The 17,771-nt window shown below is 65.6% G+C and carries 13 protein-coding genes; 8 read left to right on the top strand and 5 right to left on the bottom strand.

Annotated features, from left to right (window positions below; translation table 11 throughout):
• Positions 1 to 38: 38 nt before the first annotated feature.
• The 5 genes from secF to FIV42_RS28490 all read left to right on the top strand — a co-directional run bounded on the left by secF (position 39) and on the right by FIV42_RS28490 (position 5,276).
• Complete coding sequence (gene secF, locus FIV42_RS28470; RefSeq protein WP_141200981.1) at positions 39 to 1,217, top strand: protein translocase subunit SecF; 1,179 nt, start codon at positions 39 to 41, stop codon at positions 1,215 to 1,217.
• 201 nt (positions 1,218 to 1,418) lie between these two features.
• Entirely contained in the window at positions 1,419 to 3,188 is a 1,770-nt protein-coding gene (gene recJ / locus FIV42_RS28475; RefSeq protein ID WP_168211007.1) for a single-stranded-DNA-specific exonuclease RecJ, read from the top strand.
• Between the two features lie 7 nt (positions 3,189 to 3,195).
• Positions 3,196 to 3,435: a hypothetical protein gene (locus FIV42_RS28480; protein WP_141200983.1), complete on the top strand. Its 240-nt coding sequence runs from the start codon at positions 3,196 to 3,198 to the stop codon at positions 3,433 to 3,435.
• A 115-nt stretch (positions 3,436 to 3,550) separates the two neighbouring features.
• Positions 3,551 to 4,441, top strand: a complete 891-nt coding sequence (locus FIV42_RS28485) for a MotE family protein (RefSeq protein ID WP_141200984.1) — start codon at positions 3,551 to 3,553, stop codon at positions 4,439 to 4,441.
• Between the two features lie 13 nt (positions 4,442 to 4,454).
• On the top strand, positions 4,455 to 5,276 hold the full coding sequence (locus FIV42_RS28490) for a prolipoprotein diacylglyceryl transferase (RefSeq protein ID WP_141200985.1): 822 nt from the start codon (positions 4,455 to 4,457) through the stop codon (positions 5,274 to 5,276).
• Between the two features lie 98 nt (positions 5,277 to 5,374).
• Here FIV42_RS28490 and FIV42_RS28495 read toward each other — a convergent pair whose 3' ends face one another.
• Entirely contained in the window at positions 5,375 to 5,947 is a 573-nt protein-coding gene (locus tag FIV42_RS28495; protein ID WP_141200986.1) for an MYXO-CTERM sorting domain-containing protein, read from the bottom strand.
• Positions 5,948 to 6,007: 60 nt separating this feature from the next.
• Entirely contained in the window at positions 6,008 to 6,838 is an 831-nt protein-coding gene (locus FIV42_RS28500; protein ID WP_141200987.1) for a hypothetical protein, read from the bottom strand.
• Between the two features lie 68 nt (positions 6,839 to 6,906).
• Between FIV42_RS28500 and FIV42_RS28505 the strand changes: the two genes are divergently transcribed.
• A complete protein-coding gene (locus tag FIV42_RS28505; protein ID WP_141200988.1) occupies positions 6,907 to 7,281 on the top strand; it encodes a hypothetical protein in 375 nt (124 codons plus the stop codon).
• A gap of 14 nt (positions 7,282 to 7,295) precedes the next feature.
• Positions 7,296 to 8,003 carry a DUF4142 domain-containing protein gene (locus tag FIV42_RS28510; protein ID WP_141200989.1) on the top strand — a complete coding sequence of 236 codons (708 nt, stop codon included), beginning with the start codon at positions 7,296 to 7,298 and terminating at the stop codon, positions 8,001 to 8,003.
• A 91-nt stretch (positions 8,004 to 8,094) separates the two neighbouring features.
• Here the strand turns inward: FIV42_RS28510 and FIV42_RS28515 are convergent, their stop codons facing one another.
• Positions 8,095 to 10,779 carry a hypothetical protein gene (locus FIV42_RS28515; protein ID WP_168211008.1) on the bottom strand — a complete coding sequence of 895 codons (2,685 nt, stop codon included), beginning with the start codon at positions 10,777 to 10,779 and terminating at the stop codon, positions 8,095 to 8,097.
• Between the two features lie 94 nt (positions 10,780 to 10,873).
• On the opposite strand from FIV42_RS28515, the gene FIV42_RS28520 reads away from it, so the two are divergent.
• Positions 10,874 to 11,113 (top strand): hypothetical protein, encoded by a 240-nt coding sequence (locus FIV42_RS28520; protein WP_141200991.1) that lies wholly within the window; start codon positions 10,874 to 10,876, stop codon positions 11,111 to 11,113.
• Here FIV42_RS28520 and uvrA read toward each other — a convergent pair.
• Both uvrA and FIV42_RS28530 read right to left on the bottom strand, forming a co-directional pair.
• Positions 11,071 to 13,890, bottom strand: a complete 2,820-nt coding sequence (gene uvrA, locus FIV42_RS28525; RefSeq protein ID WP_141200992.1) for an excinuclease ABC subunit UvrA — start codon at positions 13,888 to 13,890, stop codon at positions 11,071 to 11,073. The genes FIV42_RS28520 and uvrA overlap by 43 nt on opposite strands.
• A 7-nt stretch (positions 13,891 to 13,897) precedes the next feature.
• The gene (locus FIV42_RS28530; RefSeq protein WP_141200993.1) at positions 13,898 to 17,677 is read right to left on the bottom strand and encodes a hypothetical protein; all 3,780 of its coding nucleotides are present in this window, start codon (positions 17,675 to 17,677) and stop codon (positions 13,898 to 13,900) included.
• Between the last annotated feature and the right edge of the window lie 94 nt (positions 17,678 to 17,771).

Raw genomic sequence — 17,771 nt, forward strand, 5'->3', positions numbered from 1 at the left:
GACTGACTGAAGACGAAAGCTTTCGAGGAAACAATAAGATGTTCGAACTGATTAAATCAGACACTCGCTTCGAGCTGGTCGGCAAGCAGACCAAGTTCCTGGCGTTCTCCGGCCTGCTCCTGCTAGCGAGCATCCTGGCGGTGGTCTTCATCGGGCCGACCTACGGCATCGACTTCAAGGGCGGCAGTGACATCATCCTGCAGTTCGAGAAGGATGTCGAAGCCGACAACGTGCGCAAGGCCGCCGATCAGGTCCTCCCCGATGTCGTGGTCCAGCGCTACGGCTCCGAAGAGGAGAACCGCTTCCTCGTCCAGACCCGCGCCGTGTCGGTCATGGACGAGAAAAAGGCCGAGAAGGTCGAAAAGAACCTGCAGGGCCTGGGTGACGTCAAAAAATGGGAATGGTCCATCGAGCAGCCCAACCGCGCCGAGGTGACCTTCGCGAGCCAAGTTGACCCGTCCAAGATCAAGTCGACCGTCGAGAAGGCCGACCTGCAGCATGTCGAGGTCAAGCCCATCGGCATGGACGGCATCCACCGCTACGAGATTCGCTTTGAAGACCTGCAGCGCTACGTGGTCGAGTCGTTCGCCAAAAACTTCGGCGACGCCTTCAACCCGACGACCGGCCTCGAGCGTATGGAGACCGTCGGCGCTCGCGTCGGTGAGCAGTTCCGAAACGCCGGTATCCTGTCGATTCTGGTCGCCCTGCTCTTCATCCTGATCTACATCGCCTTCCGCTTCGACGTTCGCTACGCACCGGGCGCGGTCGCCGCGCTGGGCCACGACGTCATCATCGCGGTCGGCTTCTTCACGGTCGCCGGCATCGAAGTCTCGCTGCCCATTATCGCCGCGCTGCTGACCATCGTCGGCTACAGCCTCAACGACACCATCGTCGTGTTCGACCGTATCCGCGAGAACTTCGAGTCGTCGACCAGCGAGGGGACCGAGGAGCTGGTCAACCGCAGCCTCAACGAGACGCTCAGCCGCACGATCATCACCAGTCTGACGACCCTTCTGGCGGTCGTGGCCATCGCCGTGCTGGGTGGCGGTCTCATCCGAGACTTCGCCATCGCCCTTATCGTCGGCGTGGTCATCGGTACCTACAGCTCGGTCTTCGTCGCTTCGCCCATCATGATTCGCATGGACAACTTCCTGCGAGCGCGTCGCGAAGCAGACGAGATTCTGGAGACCCAGAAGAGCAAGACGCCCGTGGCCTGACGTAAGCCACCGCGCAGTCTCGAAGGCGCAAGCCCGCAAAGGCGGTCCTTTTCACAAGGACCGCCTTTTTTGCGTCCAAGACCCACGACCTCGCCGCCAGGCGCCACGCCTCCCGCCATTGCCTTTTACCGAACGGTACACTAGTGTTTTTCTTCGTAATCGACGAAATGTGAATGGCTACAAGCTGTTTGGTGGTTGATCTTGAATTCCGGGCTTCCCAGAAATCCACGGGAGTGGGTGCTCAAACGCTGCTCGTCCGAGCAGTGTGTGCGGCTGAGCCGGGAGTTCGAACTCCATCCGCTGACAGCGCGTCTGTTGGTCCAGCGCGGCATCTATGAGCCGCAGGCGGCCCACGACTTCCTCAACCCCACGCTGAGCCAGATGATCGACCCCTTCACCATGAAGGGGATGAAGCGCGCGGTGCGCGAGATGCTCGTCGCGCTCGACGGCGGTGAGCGCATCGTCATTCACGGCGATTACGACGTCGACGGGGTGTGCAGCGTGTCGGTGCTCTACACGTTTTTGCGCGCCCTGGGCGCCAACGTGGGCTACTACGTGCCGCTTCGCGACCAGGACGGCTACGGGCTCAACGCGCAGACGGTGCGCCGGCTCGCCGCCGAGGGCTGCGACCTGCTCGTGACGACCGATTGCGGCGTGTCGAACGTCGAAGAGATCAAGCTCGCCCGCGACCTGGGCCTGCGCGTGGTCGTCATCGACCACCACAGCGTCCCGGAGGTGCTCCCGCCGGCCAACGCCATCCTCAACCCGCTCCAAATAGACTGCGACTACGCCTTCAAGGAACTCGCGGCGGTGGGCGTTGTCTTTAATTTCGTGGTCGCGCTTCGCAAGGAGCTTCGAAGCCGCGGGGTGTTTCGCCACGTGCCCGAGCCCGATGTGCGCGACCTACTCGACCTGGTCGCGCTCGGCACCATCGCCGACGTCGTGCCGCTGGTGGGCCAGAACCGCCTGTATGTCCATCACGGCCTCGACATCCTCGCCCAGCGCAAGCGCGCGGGCGTCTCAGCGCTCCTAGAGCGCGTCTCGCGGCCCGAGAGCGGTGTGAACACCCAGACGGTCAGCTTCGGGCTCGCGCCGCGTCTCAACGCCGCTGGGCGCCTCGGCGACGCGTCCATTTGCGTGGAGCTTTTGACCACGCGCAGCTACCGCAAGGCGCTCGAGCTGGCCAAAAGGCTCGAGGCGCTCAACGGCGACCGGCAGGAGCTCGAGCGCGGCATCCTCGGGTCCGCCCTGCCCCAGGCGCAGTCGCAGGTCGACGCGCTGCGGAAGATTCTGGTGGTGGCCGGTGTTGATTGGCCGCGGGGTGTGCTCGGCATCGTGGCCAGCCGCCTCATGGATCGCTTCCACCGACCGACCATCATGGTCGGCATCGAGGACGGCGAAGCCAAAGGCAGCGCGCGAAGCATCGAGGGTGTCGATATTCTGAGCATCCTCGACGAGTCCGCCGAACTGTTGAGCACCTACGGCGGCCACACCTCGGCGGCGGGCTTATCGTTCGTGGCCGAGAACCTTGAGGAGCTTCGCGACAGCCTCAACGAGGCCGCCGACCGGCTCCTCGACGCCGAGCCGCTGCCCAAGCCGAGCGTGCGCCTCGACGGTGAAGTCGAGCTTGGAAGCCTCGACGATCGGTTCGTGCGCGACCTCAAGCGCCTCGAGCCTTTTGGCACCGGCAACCGCGAGCCCATCTTTTTGGCGCCGCAGAGTCAGGCGTCGCGAGTGCGCGTGGTCGGGACCAATCACCTGCGCGCACGCTTTCGCGACGGCACCGGTGCCCTCGACGGCATCGGCTTTTCGCTGGCCGGGCTCGAGCCGTTGTTGAGCGACTCGGTCGCCATCGCCTTCTCGCCTCGTTACTCGGTCTTTCGCGGCCGGGGACGGCTCGAGATGCACATCAAAGACATTCGAAGCGCCTCGGAGACCATTCCGGACCGCATCGAGCAAATTGAGCACTGAGTAGCACATGGCTAGACGCCGACGCCGCATCCCACGCAAGAAGAACAGCCGCTGGCTCATCCTCGCCCAGGTCCTCACCCTGGTCGGTGTGCTGGTGTTCATCCTCCTCTTCCGCGACCTCATCGCCAACGGAGCCGGAGAGGCGTTCGGGTCGTTCGGGCCGACGGACGTCAAGGTCGAGAAGCCCGTCGAGACGGAGAAGCCTGCCGAGCAGGCTGCGCCTACGAAGGGCGCCCAGCCAGATTGACACGCCCCACCTAAACCTCTGATGACACTGAAGTTTTCGTGTCCATCTTTTCTCTGCAACGCGTCGGTGCGCCCGGCGCGTGGCGATTCGCTACGCAGTGGAGCAGGAGGACGCGATGCCCAAATCCCTCTCGACCGGGCTGACGCTTTTGATGTTGGCCGGCGTCGCGCTGGCGGGGCTGGCAGGTTGGAATCTGCTCGCCCAACAGAGCGCGCAGACACAAACCGCCCAAAATCAGGCGGGCCAGAATCAGGCGGACCAGCAGGATGGCGCCGACGAGCCGTTCAACGTTCGGATTCACGGAAATGAGACGTTTATCGACGGCCAGCGGGTAGGTGCGGAGTCCGGCCAGCAGCAGACACAGCAGCAGACACAGCAGCCCCCACAGAACCAGCAGACCCAGCAGACCCAGCAGAACCAGCAGCAGGCGGTCGGCGGCGGCCCTGTCGACGCGCAGCCGCCGCAAAATGGGCAGCAACAAACGCAACAAACGCAACAAACTCAACAAGCACCACAGCCCCCACAAACCGGCCCCCAACAGCAGACCGACGGCCAGATGCTCTCGCCCGACCAAGTCCAGGGTGAGTTTCAGCAAGACCAACTCCAGCAACAACTCGAGCAGCGCGCCGCCGAGCTCGACGGGCGCGAGCAGGCGCTCAATGAGCGCGAGCAGGCCCTCGACGAACGCGAGGCGAGCCTCGACGAGCGCGAGACCGAGCTCGAGCAGTGGCAGGCGGACCTGGAGGCCTGGGAGGCCGAGCTGGAGGACGAGACCGCCGCGCTCGAGCAGCAGACGGGGGCCGCGCAGCAGCCGTCCGGTCCTCCGAGCCTGGGCATCATCGACACCTCCCAGGGCACCGTGCAGCAGTACGAGTACGACGTGCCGTCGGGGACGGTGATCGAGGAGCGTCCGGCGCTCGAGCGCCCGGCGCCGCGAGAGCCTACCCCGCCGATGAGACCGGGAGAAGAAGACGCGCCATACTGGATCTTCTACGGCTACTACTGATTGAGGGGGAACAATGAGAGATTTCCTGACCTCGACAACGGGCGTGATGGCCGCCGTCTTGCTGGTACTGGTGGCGGTGGGGATCTGGGCCATCTTCGCCGAGGATGACCCCGAGCAGGCGCAGCGCTACGACGACGCCACCCAGGTCGAAGAGCCGCGCGCAGTGGGCGGTGGGCCGATCGAAGGCGACGAGTCGCAGACCGACGGCGAGGAGCCCGACACCGAGCCCGACACCGAGCCGGACGAGCTCGATGAGCCCGATCTGGAAACGCCAGAAGCCGACCGAGAGCCATCGACTGAGGAGCCCGACGAGTACGACCCCCAGATCGACCCCCAACAGCCTATGTCCGAGCCGCAGCCGCCTGGTCCACCGCCCGACGAAGTCCCGGAAGGCGCCGATGCAGATCAGGAGGCCGCCTTTCGCGCCGACACGGCCCCCGAGGCCGAGGTCATCGCCGTCGAGCCCGCCGATAGTCCATCTCCTCGCGAGGGAGGCGGCCCGCTCGACGACGAGCAAACCGGCGACGAGCAGACCGCCGACGAGAACGACGAAGATGCTCGAGCCATCGAGGAGGAGCAAACAGAAGAGCCGCCCGAAGAGGATCAAGGAGGCACGGAGCATCTCGACGAGGGACGCACCACCGAGCCCACCCAACCCCAACAGGTCGAGGACCTGATGGAGCAGCTCCAGCGCGAGGAGAGCGGCGGCCAAGTCGACCCTGACCGACGAGCCCCGATTCCACCGCCGTCCGAGTCACCCAGCGCCGACGAGCCGATGATCGACCGCCCCAGCCTGCGCTCGGCGCCGAGACCGTCTCGGCCCGGTGAGGAGTGAGCTCCCTTCAAGCTTTACGTGAGGATCTGGCACCCCGCGCGGAGCAGGAGCAAGTCAAAGCACTCGCACCGAAAGACGAAAGCCCTCCGTTTTTGCATTTAGTTTCGGCACGAGCGCCTCCGCGTCGCCCCGAACAGCACAATCACCAGTATCCAGCCCGCCCCGATCGGGGCTCCGGCCGTGCTGCTGCATCCGCCCTGCCCTGCACTCGATTTGGCTGTGTCAACACCGGCGTCCATCTCATCTCCGGCGTCCGATTCTCCGGCGTCGCTCGCGCCGGTATCCGAGCTCTCGGGCGCTTTGCACTCCCCATACAAGCAGTCATCGCTCGCACAGTCCGCGTCGACTCTGCACGCCGAGCCGTCCTCGCCGGGCATGGCGATCGTCTGAATGTACAGTGGCGTACGGGTGTCGCGATCCCTGTCCCGGATGACGAAGCTCACGTAAAAGCCGCCTTCGGGACGAATCGCGTAGCTTTGGACGGCGTGAGTTTGGCCGTCGAGCACAGGCTGGAGCGGATCGCTTTCGATCCAGCGCCACTGTTGGTCGAGGCGCACGATCCCGGTCGAGGTCACCTCGGGCGCCACGGTGAACTCGACGCGCATCGCCCTATGGCCGCCCTGCTCGATGGGGGGCTGAAGATCGACGATATCGGGATCGTCGTACGACACCAGAATCTCGGTCGCGCCCGTCTCGTCGACGGCGGCGAGCCGCCAGATATCGGCGTCGCGCTACACGAGCTCCCGCCATACCGCCACGATTCGCTCGCCGGTGCCGTCCAGCTCGAGGTCTTCAACCAGCCCCGTCGATTCGTCCTCGTCGGTCTGATGCTCGAAGGTCGTCGCTTCGAACGCATCGGTGTCCATCGTCGGCCGAAATGCTGTAAATTGCGGCTGAGCAAATTGATCGTTTTCGTCCAGGTGCGCCAGCACGCAGTAGTCGTCGGTGCACGCCAAGCCCTTGATCTGCCCGTCGATGTCCTCGAGCACGTACTCGTGCGTCTGCACTCCCGAGGGGCCGGCGTAGGCGACGACGACGCGGGGCGGGTCGAACTCGTTGAGCTGCCTCGCCGTCACATGCAGCGTTCGCCAGCGCGCTGCGTCTACGAAAATTTCGACGAAGCGATTATTCAGCCCGCTCAACATCGGCGTCACGCTCAGCCGGTCGCCGCAACGCTGCAGCTCGACGGTCGTGAGATCGTAGACGGTCCACCCTATTGGCACCGGCGCAGTCGCCTCGTCGCAATGGGAGTTCATCGCCTGCAACGCGACGTCGTCGAGCTCGACGGTGGACCCCTCGACCGGAGCGCCGGCAGGGGTCAGCGCCGCGGCAAAGAGGCCTACAGAGTCGTTCGCCACCTTGTCCCAAACGACGATTGGCCCATCCTCGGTGCGATACAGCTTGCTACACCGCATGTTGGCGGGATTGACCTCGTGAGCCTCACCGACGCGCAACGCCGGCTCGGCGGTCGCGGTCGCAGTGGGGAGTGTCCAGACCAGCAGGCTCACCACAGCGAACGCGGCGAGGCGGCAGGTGCGAATATGATTGGGCGTCGGGATCATCGGGCCCTCATTGCTTCGGAGAGAGTCACGGGGCCGAGGATAAGGAAGCAAAAGGCGAAGCGCCACTCATGCATCTCTACCGCGTGGCTGCCGATGACACAGGACAGCTGTCGACGCTCGGGGGCGGCGCCGTCCGGCGCTCGAGCCGACCGAAGCATTTTGGCGGCGGAGCGCTCGGCCTGTCGAGGCGATTCGACCACCTTGCAGCCGGAAGCTTCCGGCCTTCGCGACAGTTGGAGCATTTTTTTGGCGGAGGCGCCCGGCGACCGATTACCGGCTCCGTGACCGGGACCGTGACCGTGACCGTGTCCGGCTCCGTGACCGCGACTGGAAAACGCGACCGTAAACGCCTGCCCCAGTTCGCCTTTCTCCTGCTCGAACACACATTTGCAGAGGTGCCGGCGCCCATTCACCGCGCCGGCTTCTGTAATCTCCATTTTTGAAGGGGGAGGCAAACATGAAGAAGCGACGCATTGTACAACTTCTCGCGCTCGTGTTGACCGTGGCCATGGGCACCTTTGGCTGCGCGACCGGCGGCGAGGAGACAGAGACGACGATGGAGCCGTCGGAGCCGACCGCCCAGCAGATGCAGGCGATGGACTCCGGCCAGATTCTCTATGTGCTCCAGACCGTTAACGACGCCGAGATTTCGCAGGCGCGCATGGCGATGAGGCGCTCACAGAACCCGGAGATCCAGACGACCGCCGAGATGATCATCGCGGATCACCAGGCGCTCAATCAGCGCATCCAGGACGTGGCCGAGCAGACCGATGCTCAGATGTCGGAGAGCCAGCTGAGCCGCGACATCTCGAACAAGGTGTCGCAGGTCGAGCAGCGCCTCGAGGGGCTGTCGGGCGAGGAGTTCGACCGCGAGTTTATGCGGTCGCAGGTCGAGCTGCACGATATCGCGCTGTCGACGGCGCAGAACGAGTTGATGCCGGCGGCGCAGGACGCCCAGGTCCAGCAGGTGCTCTCCGATGCGTCGACCCGCTTCGAGCAACATCTGACGCTGGCTCGCCAGGGCTACCAGCAGATGCAAGACGAGGCGATTGGCGGTGGTCCCGAGGAGGACCAAGAGAAGATGGATCGTGACGAGATCGAGCAGGACGAGATCGACGAAGACGAGATGGACAAGGAGAAGATGGACGACGATCAGTGGCAGTGACCGGGATTCGGCGCGAGGGCATCCATGGCTTCAATACGAGGGCAAGATGCCCCTCACCGATTCGACGAGGGCCAAATGCCCTCGCGCCGACTCATTTCGCACCAATGTGCAATGAGTAGCGTCTTCGCAGCGCGAACGCGGCCAGCACGCCCAAGAGTGTGACGGGCGCGCCTGGCCCCGGGTCTGGCTGGGAGTGTCGGCACATGCATCCGCTGGATGTCATCACGCCCCGCCCTCGCCTCTCTTCGACCCTGGCGTCGTTAGCGTCACCTCCGGCCGTATCGAGCGGATTGCCGACATCCGGGTTGCCGAATCCGGGGCGGCCGGGACCGGCGTCGACGGCGCGCGGCGATTGGCACACGCCGTTGGCGCAGCTCCGTGAAGCGCAGTCGACGTCCAATCTGCACACCTCGCCCGCCTCACCCGGCAAGCCGATTGCCTGGACGTACAGCGGCGCTCTCGTCCGCTGCGGCGATGCCGCCACGCCCGAGTATGCAACGAAAAAGCCGCCCTGATCTCGGATGGCGAATGCGTCGACCGGTCGTTGGCTGCCGTCGACCACTGGTGCGAGGGGGGCATCGTCGAGCAGTTGCCAGCGAGAGTCGAGGCGTACCACCCCGGTTACGTTTGAGGTGGCTCCAACACGCAAAGTGGCGAGCATGGCCCGACGTCCGTGGGCCTGCTTGGGCACCCCGAGGCGTGCGATGGTGTCGGCGTCGTAGGTAGTCAGGGTCTGGAAGTCGCCGTCTTCGGTGACTGTCCCCAACCGCCACAGACCGCCGTCGGGCGCGTCGCTCGACTCGCGCCACATCGTGGTAACACCCTCCTCGGTCACGCCCAGTTCGAACGCGTCGATGGAGTCGGCTTCGACCATGTGTCGCGCGAGATGTTCGCGAAAGGTCCACGGGTGCGATGGAGGTGAAAATGCGTCCGACAGCATAAACGTCGAAAACTGCACCACCGATTGGACGTTGTGTCGCCCCTGTTGCCCATGTTGAGCGACGACACAGTAGGTGTCGGTACAGGCGATTCGAACGTCGGGGTCGTAGACGTCGTCGACGACGGCGCGCCTCACTTGGTCACCATCCCTCAAAGCGAACACGAGAATGACGGTGTCGGTGCTGTGAGGGGCAAGATAAGCTGCGACGCCCACATGCTCGGAGCGTGCGACGTCGAAGAATCGCAGCTCTCCCTCGACTCGGTCGACGACCTCGAGCGTGCGTGCCTGGAGGCCTGCGACGCAGTCGTAGAAGTGGACGACGTCGAGACGCCGCTCGCTCTTGCGACTCCACGCCACATAGGTCTCGTTGTCGCGATCACACTCGACCCTATCCTCACCTGAAGCCTCGTCTGGAAATCCGAGGCCATCTCGGACAACCGGCGCGCCTGTTGCCGACAGCGTGGTCCCGAACGCGGCGGCGTAAGCAGGGTGGTTGGCCTCCGCCCATGTCAAAAGCGGGGCATCGCCCAGTTCAAAAAAGGCGACCTGCCGGATGGTGTTTGGCATGTACGTGTAGATTGGCAGTTCGTCGAGCATTTCGCCCGTAGAAGCCAAGTGGGCGTCCCTAGCGAACAAGTTGTCCCTTTGTACGCTGCGCAGCCCGGCGCCATCGTGGTCGATCGCGTCGACGGCATGGTAGCCGTGGTTAGTGAGCTCGAGCGTGTGAGACACGCCCAAGGTGTCGTCGGCGGCGAGCCTGCGAAAGCGACCATCGAGCGCGATGTCAGCCTGCAAGGGACTCGCCCGTGTGCGGCCGGTGACTACCACCAGAAAGCTGTCGCCGTGTGCCAGCAGACGCACGCGCCCCATAAAGGAGCCGTAGTCGTAAAAGATATCTGCAGCAGCTTCGAAGGAGAACGCCTCGAGCGGCGAGTGCGACCACTGGCCATCGGCTTCGACCGCGCCGACGAATACCTTATGGTGGCCGTCGCCGGTCTCTTCGGCCCACCCCAATCGGCACGATCCGTTGGCCGAGCATGCCTGAGAGATGCCCGTCCAAGTGGGCGACATCGCAGGGAGCGGCGTCGGCGTCGACGCAAAGCTCTTGGTCAGCGGGTCGCCTCGAAGATGGACGTACCCATCATCGGCCTCGCCGAGGACGACGACTTGGCTGCCGTCGAAGTCGACGGCGTGCAGGTGCAGCGCCTGCTGACTCGTCAAAACATCAGCGACTTCGCTTTCGGGCGCCCCGGCGTCGTCGATCCAGCGCGCTCGCACGATGCGCCCCGCCACTCCGCTGTACTCCCAGACCACCACGTAGCCCGCGCCCGCCTTCGAGACGAGTGGCTTCGAGCAGGCGGTCGAGGGACCAACGCCGTCTACAGCGAAAACCTCAGTGGGCGTACCTTGTGCCGCCCCATCGTCCACGGAAATCTCTTGGGACCAGACGGAGCCGTTTTCGTCGCACCAGGCCACGACGAACTGGTCCTCGACGAGGCTGACGGAAGCGACCGGGTCGCGCGGATCGGGGAGGTTGCCCAGAAAACTCGGCTCGACCACTTGTTCAGCGGGGTTGCGGCGGAGCACGCCATAGTGCAACTCGTCCGGATAGCCGCTGGAGATGACCGCGCAGGTGCCGTCGTCGGCGCAAGCCATATCGAGCGAAAGCGCAGGACGGAGGAAAGGTATGGACTTCGCCTCGCCCACCTCGAACGCTTGCCCAGCCCGCAGCGGTGGGCGGGCCTGAGCCGGCGGGCAGAACACATGGGCGCTCACCGCACAGATCGCTGCGGTGAGCAGCATGGTGAACTGTTGATTGGCTCGGGTACGAAGCACGGGCGCCCCCCAGGGATGAGCGAGAAATTCTTCCCGGGGATTGTGCCCGAAATAGGTGGTCTGCACAAATGGGGAGGTCGGTAACGAGGGCAAGATGCCCCCGCACCGAGTCGACGAGGGCAAGATGCCCCCGCACCGAGTCGACGAGGGCAAGATGCCCACGCACCGAGTCGACGAGGGCAAGATGCCCACGCACCGAGTCGATGAGGGCAAGATGCCCACGCACCGAGTCGATGGGGGCAAATGCCCTCGCACCGAGTCGATGGGGGCAAATGCCCTCGCGCCTAGTGTTTATGCACTGGCGAGCAACTCGGCGAGGTATTTGCCGGTGTAGCTCCCCTCGCATTGGGCGACCTCGGCGGGCGTGCCTTCGGCGACGAGCTTGCCGCCCGCCGGGCCGGCGCCCGGGCCCAGGTCGACCACGTGGTCGCACTGGGCGATGAAGTCGATATTGTGCTCGATGACGACGACGGTGTGGCCGTGGTCGACGAGTTGGTGCATCGCGTCGACGAGGGTCTCGACGTCGAGCATATGCAGGCCGACGGTGGGCTCGTCGAAGATGAAGAGCACCGGCTTGGTGTCGCCGCGCTTGCGGCCGTCGGCGATATAGGTCGCCAGCTTGAGGCGCTGGGCTTCGCCGCCCGACAGGGTCGCCGTCGTCTGGCCCAGGCGAAGGTAGCCCAAGCCCACGTCGATGAGCGGCTGGAGCTTTCGCACCAGCGGCTCGCGCTTGTGGAAGAACTCGATGGCCTCGTCGACGGTCATCTCGAAGACGTCGGCGATATTCTTGCCCCCGTATTCGACGTCGAGCACCCGCCGGCCGTAGCGCTGGCCGTCGCACTCCTCGCAGGTGACCTCGATGTCGGCCATGAAGTGCATCTCGACGGTGATCGTGCCCGTTCCCTGACACTTCTCGCAGCGCCCACCCGGAGTGTTGAAGCTGAAGTCGCCGATCGACAGGCCGCTGACCTTCGCCTGGCGAGTGCCCGCGTAGATCTTGCGGACGTCGTCGAAGGCGCCGGTGTAGCTGAGCGCGTTCGAGCGGTTCGAGCGGCCCACGGCCGACTGGTCCATCAGCACGACGTCGTCGAAGATATCGAGGCCCTCGAGCGCGCCCACGGCGCCGGCTTCGACGCCGCCGCGGCCCTGCAGAGCTTTCCAGCCGTTATACAGAATGTCTTCGCACAGGGTCGACTTGCCCGAGCCGCTCACGCCGGTGACGACCGACAGGCGCTCGTAGGGGAGTTCGACGGTCAGGTCGTCGAGGTTGTGCTCGCGGGCGCCGACGATGCGCACGTGGCCGCTCGGCTTGGCGGTCTTGGGGTCGATCTGGACGCCGCGGCGACGCGCCAAGGTGCTGCTGGTGAGCGTCTCCTGGGCGTGGAACTCCTCGATGGGGCCGGCGAACATGATCTCGCCGCCCTGCTCTCCTCCGCGCGGGCCGATTTCGATAACGTAGTCGGCGCCCTCGATGACCTCGGGGTCGTGCTCGACGACGACGACTGTGTTGCCCAAGTCGCGGAGCTCGTAGAGCACCTCCATGAGGTTGTCGGTGTCGCGGGCGTGCATGCCTGCAGTCGGCTCGTCGAGGACGTACAGCGTGTCGGTGAGCGCGCGGCCGAGGCTCGTGGTCAGGTGGATGCGCTGCATCTCACCGCCCGAAAGCGTGCGTGACTGGCGGTCGAGCGACAGATACCCGCAGCCGATGGTGTCGAGGTAGTTGAGCCGATGGCGAATTTCCTCGATGAGCGTGGCCACGCGGGCGTACAGCTCCGGCGGAAGCTCCAGCTCGTCGAAGTACTCGCGGGCGACCTCGATGCGCATCTGCCAGATGTCGCTGATCGCCTTGCCGTGCACGGTGACGTTGCGCGCGCTCTGGTTGAGCCGGCTCCCCTTGCACTCCGGGCAGCGGTCGTAGCCGCGGTAGCGCGCCAAGAAGATGCGCACGTGCGTCTTGTACTGCTTGCTCTTGAGACTGTCGAAGAAGCCGCGAACGCCCTTCCAGCGCTTGCGGCCCACCTTGCCGCCCTCCTTGATGAAGTCCTGGTCCTCTTCGGGCAGCTTGAAGAACGGCACGTCGATGGGCGTGCCCCGCTCTTTGCACAGCTCGAGCAGCTTGCGGCGGTGTTTTTTGTATTTGGGCGTCTCGAAGCAGGCGATGGCGCCCTCGTCGAGGCTCAGGCCGGGGTTGGGGATGACCTTCTTGAAGTCGATGCCCATCACCTTGCCGAATCCCGAGCACTCGTCGCAGGCGCCGAGCGAGCTATTGAAGCTAAAGAGCGCCGGCTGCGGCTCGATGAAGTCGGTGCCGCACGAGTTGCAGCGAAACGCGCGGTCGAAGACGACCGGAGCCCGGTCGAGGTCGTCGTAGAAGTAGACCTCGATGCGCCCCTTGCCCAGCCCGAAGCCCGCCTCGACGGCCTCCGAGATGCGCATGCCCTCGCCCTCGCGCACCTTGATGCGGTCGATGACCACCGGGAAGGCGTCGCGGTCGAGCAGCGACTCGATGTCGGTCTCGGTGATGTCGATCGTCTCGCCGTCGATAAACAGGCGCCGGTAGCCCTCTTGGACGAGGTGCTTGAGCACGGCGTGGCGGTGCTCTTCCTGAGGCGCCTCGGACTCGGCGACGATGATGAGGCGCGTGCCCTCTTCGAACGACTCGATCTCGGAGACGACGCCCGGCACCGTGTCGCGAACCACCGCGATATTGCACTTGGGGCAAGTCGTCTCGCCGATGTGGGTGTAGAGAAGCTGCAGGTGGTCGTCGACCTCGGTGATCGTACCGACCGTCGAGCGAGCGTTGGAGACCTCGTTCTTCTGGCGAAGCGCCAGCGCCGGCTGGATATTCTTGACCGACTCGACCGGCGGTCGCTCCATGCGCTGCAAAAACTGGCGCGCGTAGGTCGACAGCGACTCGGTGTAGCGGCGCTGCCCCTCGGCGTACAACGTGTCGAAGGCGAGGCTCGACTTGCCCGAGCCGCTCACCCCGTTGATGACGGTGAGCTTGCCGTGCGGGATGTCGCAGTCGATGCCCTTGAGGTTGTGAGTGCGCACCCCGCGCAGGCTGACGGTCTCGGCTTTGGGCGGGTACTTCTTAGCGGCTTGAGTCATACTTCGTTCAATCGGCCAGCGGTGGGAACTTCTTGGTAAACGCGGCGATCTCCGACTTCAATTCGCGGTCGGAGGCGGCGTCGCGCGCCTGGGTGAGCAGGTTGGCGGCTTGCCACCAGCGCCCAGCGACTACTTCATTTTGGGCTCGAAGGAAATCGATTCGAGCGCGTTCATCGTCCGACAGGTCGCGCGTCTCGGAGAGCGCGCGCCGGGCGAAGAGCGAGGCTTCGACCGGCTGGAGCTGACGGACCATAGCTTCGAGTCTCAAACGGATGAGCGTGCCCGGTGATTCCTGTCCCTGCTCGAAGAAAACGGTGCTGTGATCGTCGACGTAGGCGTTCGCCTCGGCGATGCGTCCGACCGACAGAAGGTAGTCGGCGTAAGCGGCCACTTCGGCGGGCTTTTGGGACTTATCAGCGCTCGCTTTGAGCCGCTCGGCGCGTCGGTCCTCGTAGGTCTTGTCTGGTTTGGCGAGCGACACGATGAACTCGAGGCGGTCAGCTTCGGCCTCGGTGAGCTTGTCGTCGAACTTCGCCTGGAGCGAGGCGGCCTTCTGGGCGCGCTCCGCGGCGCCGAGCGATTCGTCGGTCAGCGTGACCAAGAGTGAGGCAAAGGCGCCCGAGACATCGGCCGGATTGGCGGCCTGGCACGTCTCCAGGTCTTTGGTGGCCTGCTCGGTCTTGCCGGCGAAGAGCCGCGCGCGTCCGGTGATGCAGGGAGCCTGCTCGCGCGGGGCGAGCGACAAGCCGGCGTCGTGGACGCGGTCGGCGATGTCGAGCGCGCGGGAGGCGTCGCCTGCGTCGACGAAGTACTCGACCGCCGCGCGGTGGGCGCGCGTGGCCGCTTGCGGAGCGGTGAAACCGCCGAGTTCTTCGAGCGCGGCTGCGAGGTCCGTTTCGTAGGTGGAGCGGTTCTGCGCGTCGCGGGTCAATCCGGCACGGTAGGCCAGCGTCTGAGCGCGCGTGGCCAGCACCTCGGGAGTTTTCGACTCGCTGCTCAGCGCGAGCGCGATGTCGAAGGCTTTGCGGGCGGCGTCGAGCTTGCCGAGGCGCACACCGAGCTCGCCGTGCAGTGTGTGCAGGCGGGTAAGCGAGGGCATCAGCTCGGACGAGGTCCGCTTCTCCGGGCTGAGCGAGGTGTAGATGTTGAGGCCGGTGACGATCGCCGGCTCGGCAGCCTCGGTCGCCTGGCGGTCCATATCGAGTTCGGCGGCGAGCAACAACAGCTCGAGGCGCTCGGGCGTCTCGGCCTTGTTGGCGGTCGCCAGCGCGTTCGAGCGGTGCAGACCGGCGTCGGAGGTGCGTCCGAGGCGGTATTCGGCGTCGCTCTGGTAGATGAGCACGCGGGCCTCGAGGGCGTCGGAGCCGGGACCGGCGCGCGAGACGACCTTGCGGCCGTCGCGAGCCAACTGGAGCACTTCGTTGGGCTGGTCGGCGACCCGGTAAGTTTCGAGCAGGAAAAAGAGCAGCTCGCGCTCGCGGTCGTATTGCTTCTCGGCGCGGGCCGACGCCATCGCCTTTTCGCCGAGGCGACCGGCGATCTGAGTCATGCCGCGAGTGCGCTGCTCGAGCGCCAACTCGTGGAGCCGCGCGGCTGCAGTTGCGGGGTCGAGGCCTTTGTCGAGCAGCGCCATCGCCTTGGCGAGCGACGCGTCGTCAGGCCTGTCGCCCGCGCCAGGCGCCGGGCGCGTGGCCAGCGCGTACTGGAACATGTGAATCTTCGCCGCCAGAACGGCCGAGGTCTGCTCGAGCTGCTCGTCGAGGCTGTCGGCGAGCTGGGCTGCGGTCGACTGTGCGAGGGTCAGGTTGCCACTCTGCAAGGCCTTGTATCCCTGCTCGAGCCACGCCTGCAGCGTCTCCGGGTCACCGGCGACGTTGGCCACGGCTTGCTCGCAGGCACCCGCGACATCTTCGCTGGCTGCGACCTTCGCGAGCCCCTGCCCGCAAAGCGCAGCCATCGCGCGTTGGGTGCGGCGCTCGGCGACGGCGTCGACTACGTCGTCACGAGTCTGCATCAGGGTTTTGGCGACTTCGAGCATCTCCTCCTGGCCGTCGACGCCGGTCAGCGTCACGAGCGCCGAGGCGGCGAGCGCCTGGGCCTCGAGGTCCCCGAGTTCACGCGCCTGGGCCAGTCCGTTCTTGAGTTCGCCGGAGATATCGTGCTTCTCGCCGACATGGTGTCGGGCGATGGCCTGCACGATGGAAGCGCGGTTGAGGCCGACCGGCTCGTCGAATTTCTTCATGCGCGCGACGGCATAGCCGGCCATCTCGATCGCCTCTTTGGGGCGATTGGCCTCCAGCAGGAACTGCGCCAACTTGATTTCGGCGAGCGCCGAGAAGTACGGCGCGCCGCCGTGATAGTAGCGGCTGCGGGCGAGCTTGACGTTTTTGACGGCGCCATCGGGGGAGCCGGCCTCGAACAAGTAGCCGGCGAGTTGCATCTCCGCGTCGGCGCGACGCAGGGCGTCCTCGACGAGCGCGTAATCTTCAATGGCGCTGCGGGCGAAGTCGATGGAGTCGGTCACTTCGCCGTCGAGCGCGGCGAGGCGCGCCATGAGGAGCTTGGCGCGCGCCATGCCCGTGCGCTTGGCCGGGGGAGGCCAATCGCGAAACGAGCTCGACGAGCGCATCGCGTAGGTGCCGGCCTGGCCGAGGTCGCCTTCGAGAGCGTGGGCGCGTGCGAGGTAGAGAACGCGGTCGGCGCCCATGCCGTCGGCGGTCTCCAGGAGCGCCAGGCGCGACCACTGGGCGAGACCGGCGGCCGCGGGGAGCTCGGCGAGGCGAAGCGGCGTGGCGTCGGCGTTCTTTGCAGCCGACAACACGTCGGGCTGGAGCCAATACGCCGCGGCGAGCGCCCTGCCCTCGCGCAGCGCCTCGAACCCGCGGGCGATGTCGACGAACTTGGTCTCGTCGCGCACGTGGAACGGAATCTCGGCGGCTGCCGCGACCAAGCGAGCCTCGTCGCCCAGGCGCGCTGCGTCCGGGCCGACGTTGGAGACGAAGGTCTCCGAGCCGACGTCGAAGAAGAGTACGTCCGCGCCGACCTGGCGGCCGACGGGCAACGTGATGTATTCGGAGATGGTTTTGTTGGAAAACTCGACGGGCTTTTGGTTCGACAGCGTCAGGCCGTCTTCGCCCTCGGGGAGTTCGCGCGCAGTCGGCGCGAGGCTGACGACGCGCACCTTCTCGGGTTTGTCGACCCCGTCGGGGATGAGCAGGTACGGCCCCTTGTCGAGTTTGCCGTCGGAGGCGCTGGCCGTGCCGGCGTCGATGTCGACGACGCCCTTGGCCCAGCGATAAAACGGCGCGGCCTTCTCGGGCGCCTCGACGGGCATGGCTACGGCCGTGATAGGACCTTCGGGCTTCGGCCCGATCCACTCGACGGGCGCGTCGCCGCCTTCCCAGATGCCGATCGCGTCCGAAGACTGCACGCCTTCGAGCGTGTCGGTGAAGTCGGGCTTGGCGCCTGCCTCGACCGCCTCGGCGAACCAGCTCGACTCGACCGGCGTGAGCGGGAGCAACTGCGCGGCGCGCTCACCCCGGGCGACGGCGTAGAAAAGCTCGGTCTGCCCGTCGTGGGTGATCGTCACGAAGTTGGTGATGGGCTGGTTCTGCTCGGTGAGCGCAAACCAGTAGCCGCGCGGGCTGTAGCCCAGCGCGGCGTCGGGAGTCTCGAAGAGCCTCGCGTCGACGCCGGCTTCCGGCGTGGTGCCGGTGCGGCAAGCGGGGGCTGCGGCGAGCAAGGATGCGAGGATGAGGATGAGGCAAAGGCGTCCATTAACATTCATTGGTGCTCTCCTCTTGCGGCTCTTGTGATCGATGTGGCGGCCCCTCCGGCGGCTCTCGCTTCGCTCTGCCGCCACCTCCCCTCGGCTAACTACG

The sequence above is a fragment of the Persicimonas caeni genome (assembly GCF_006517175.1).
Classification (GTDB): Bacteria; Myxococcota_A; Bradymonadia; order Bradymonadales; family Bradymonadaceae; genus Persicimonas; species Persicimonas caeni.

What these genes read in the sequence shown, in the direction of transcription:
- FIV42_RS28510 (WP_141200989.1), top strand. Translation starts at nt 7,296, where the DNA reads ATGAAGAAGCGACGCATTGTACAACTTCTCGCGCTCGTGTTGACCGTG.
- FIV42_RS28520 (WP_141200991.1), top strand. Translation starts at nt 10,874, where the DNA reads ATGCCCCCGCACCGAGTCGACGAGGGCAAGATGCCCCCGCACCGAGTC.
- uvrA (WP_141200992.1), bottom strand. Translation starts at nt 13,890, where the DNA reads ATGACTCAAGCCGCTAAGAAGTACCCGCCCAAAGCCGAGACCGTCAGC.
- FIV42_RS28490 (WP_141200985.1), top strand. Translation starts at nt 4,455, where the DNA reads ATGAGAGATTTCCTGACCTCGACAACGGGCGTGATGGCCGCCGTCTTG.
- FIV42_RS28530 (WP_141200993.1), bottom strand. Translation starts at nt 17,677, where the DNA reads ATGAATGTTAATGGACGCCTTTGCCTCATCCTCATCCTCGCATCCTTG.
- FIV42_RS28505 (WP_141200988.1), top strand. Translation starts at nt 6,907, where the DNA reads ATGCATCTCTACCGCGTGGCTGCCGATGACACAGGACAGCTGTCGACG.
- FIV42_RS28500 (WP_141200987.1), bottom strand. Translation starts at nt 6,838, where the DNA reads ATGATCCCGACGCCCAATCATATTCGCACCTGCCGCCTCGCCGCGTTC.
- secF (WP_141200981.1), top strand. Translation starts at nt 39, where the DNA reads ATGTTCGAACTGATTAAATCAGACACTCGCTTCGAGCTGGTCGGCAAG.
- FIV42_RS28485 (WP_141200984.1), top strand. Translation starts at nt 3,551, where the DNA reads ATGCCCAAATCCCTCTCGACCGGGCTGACGCTTTTGATGTTGGCCGGC.
- FIV42_RS28480 (WP_141200983.1), top strand. Translation starts at nt 3,196, where the DNA reads ATGGCTAGACGCCGACGCCGCATCCCACGCAAGAAGAACAGCCGCTGG.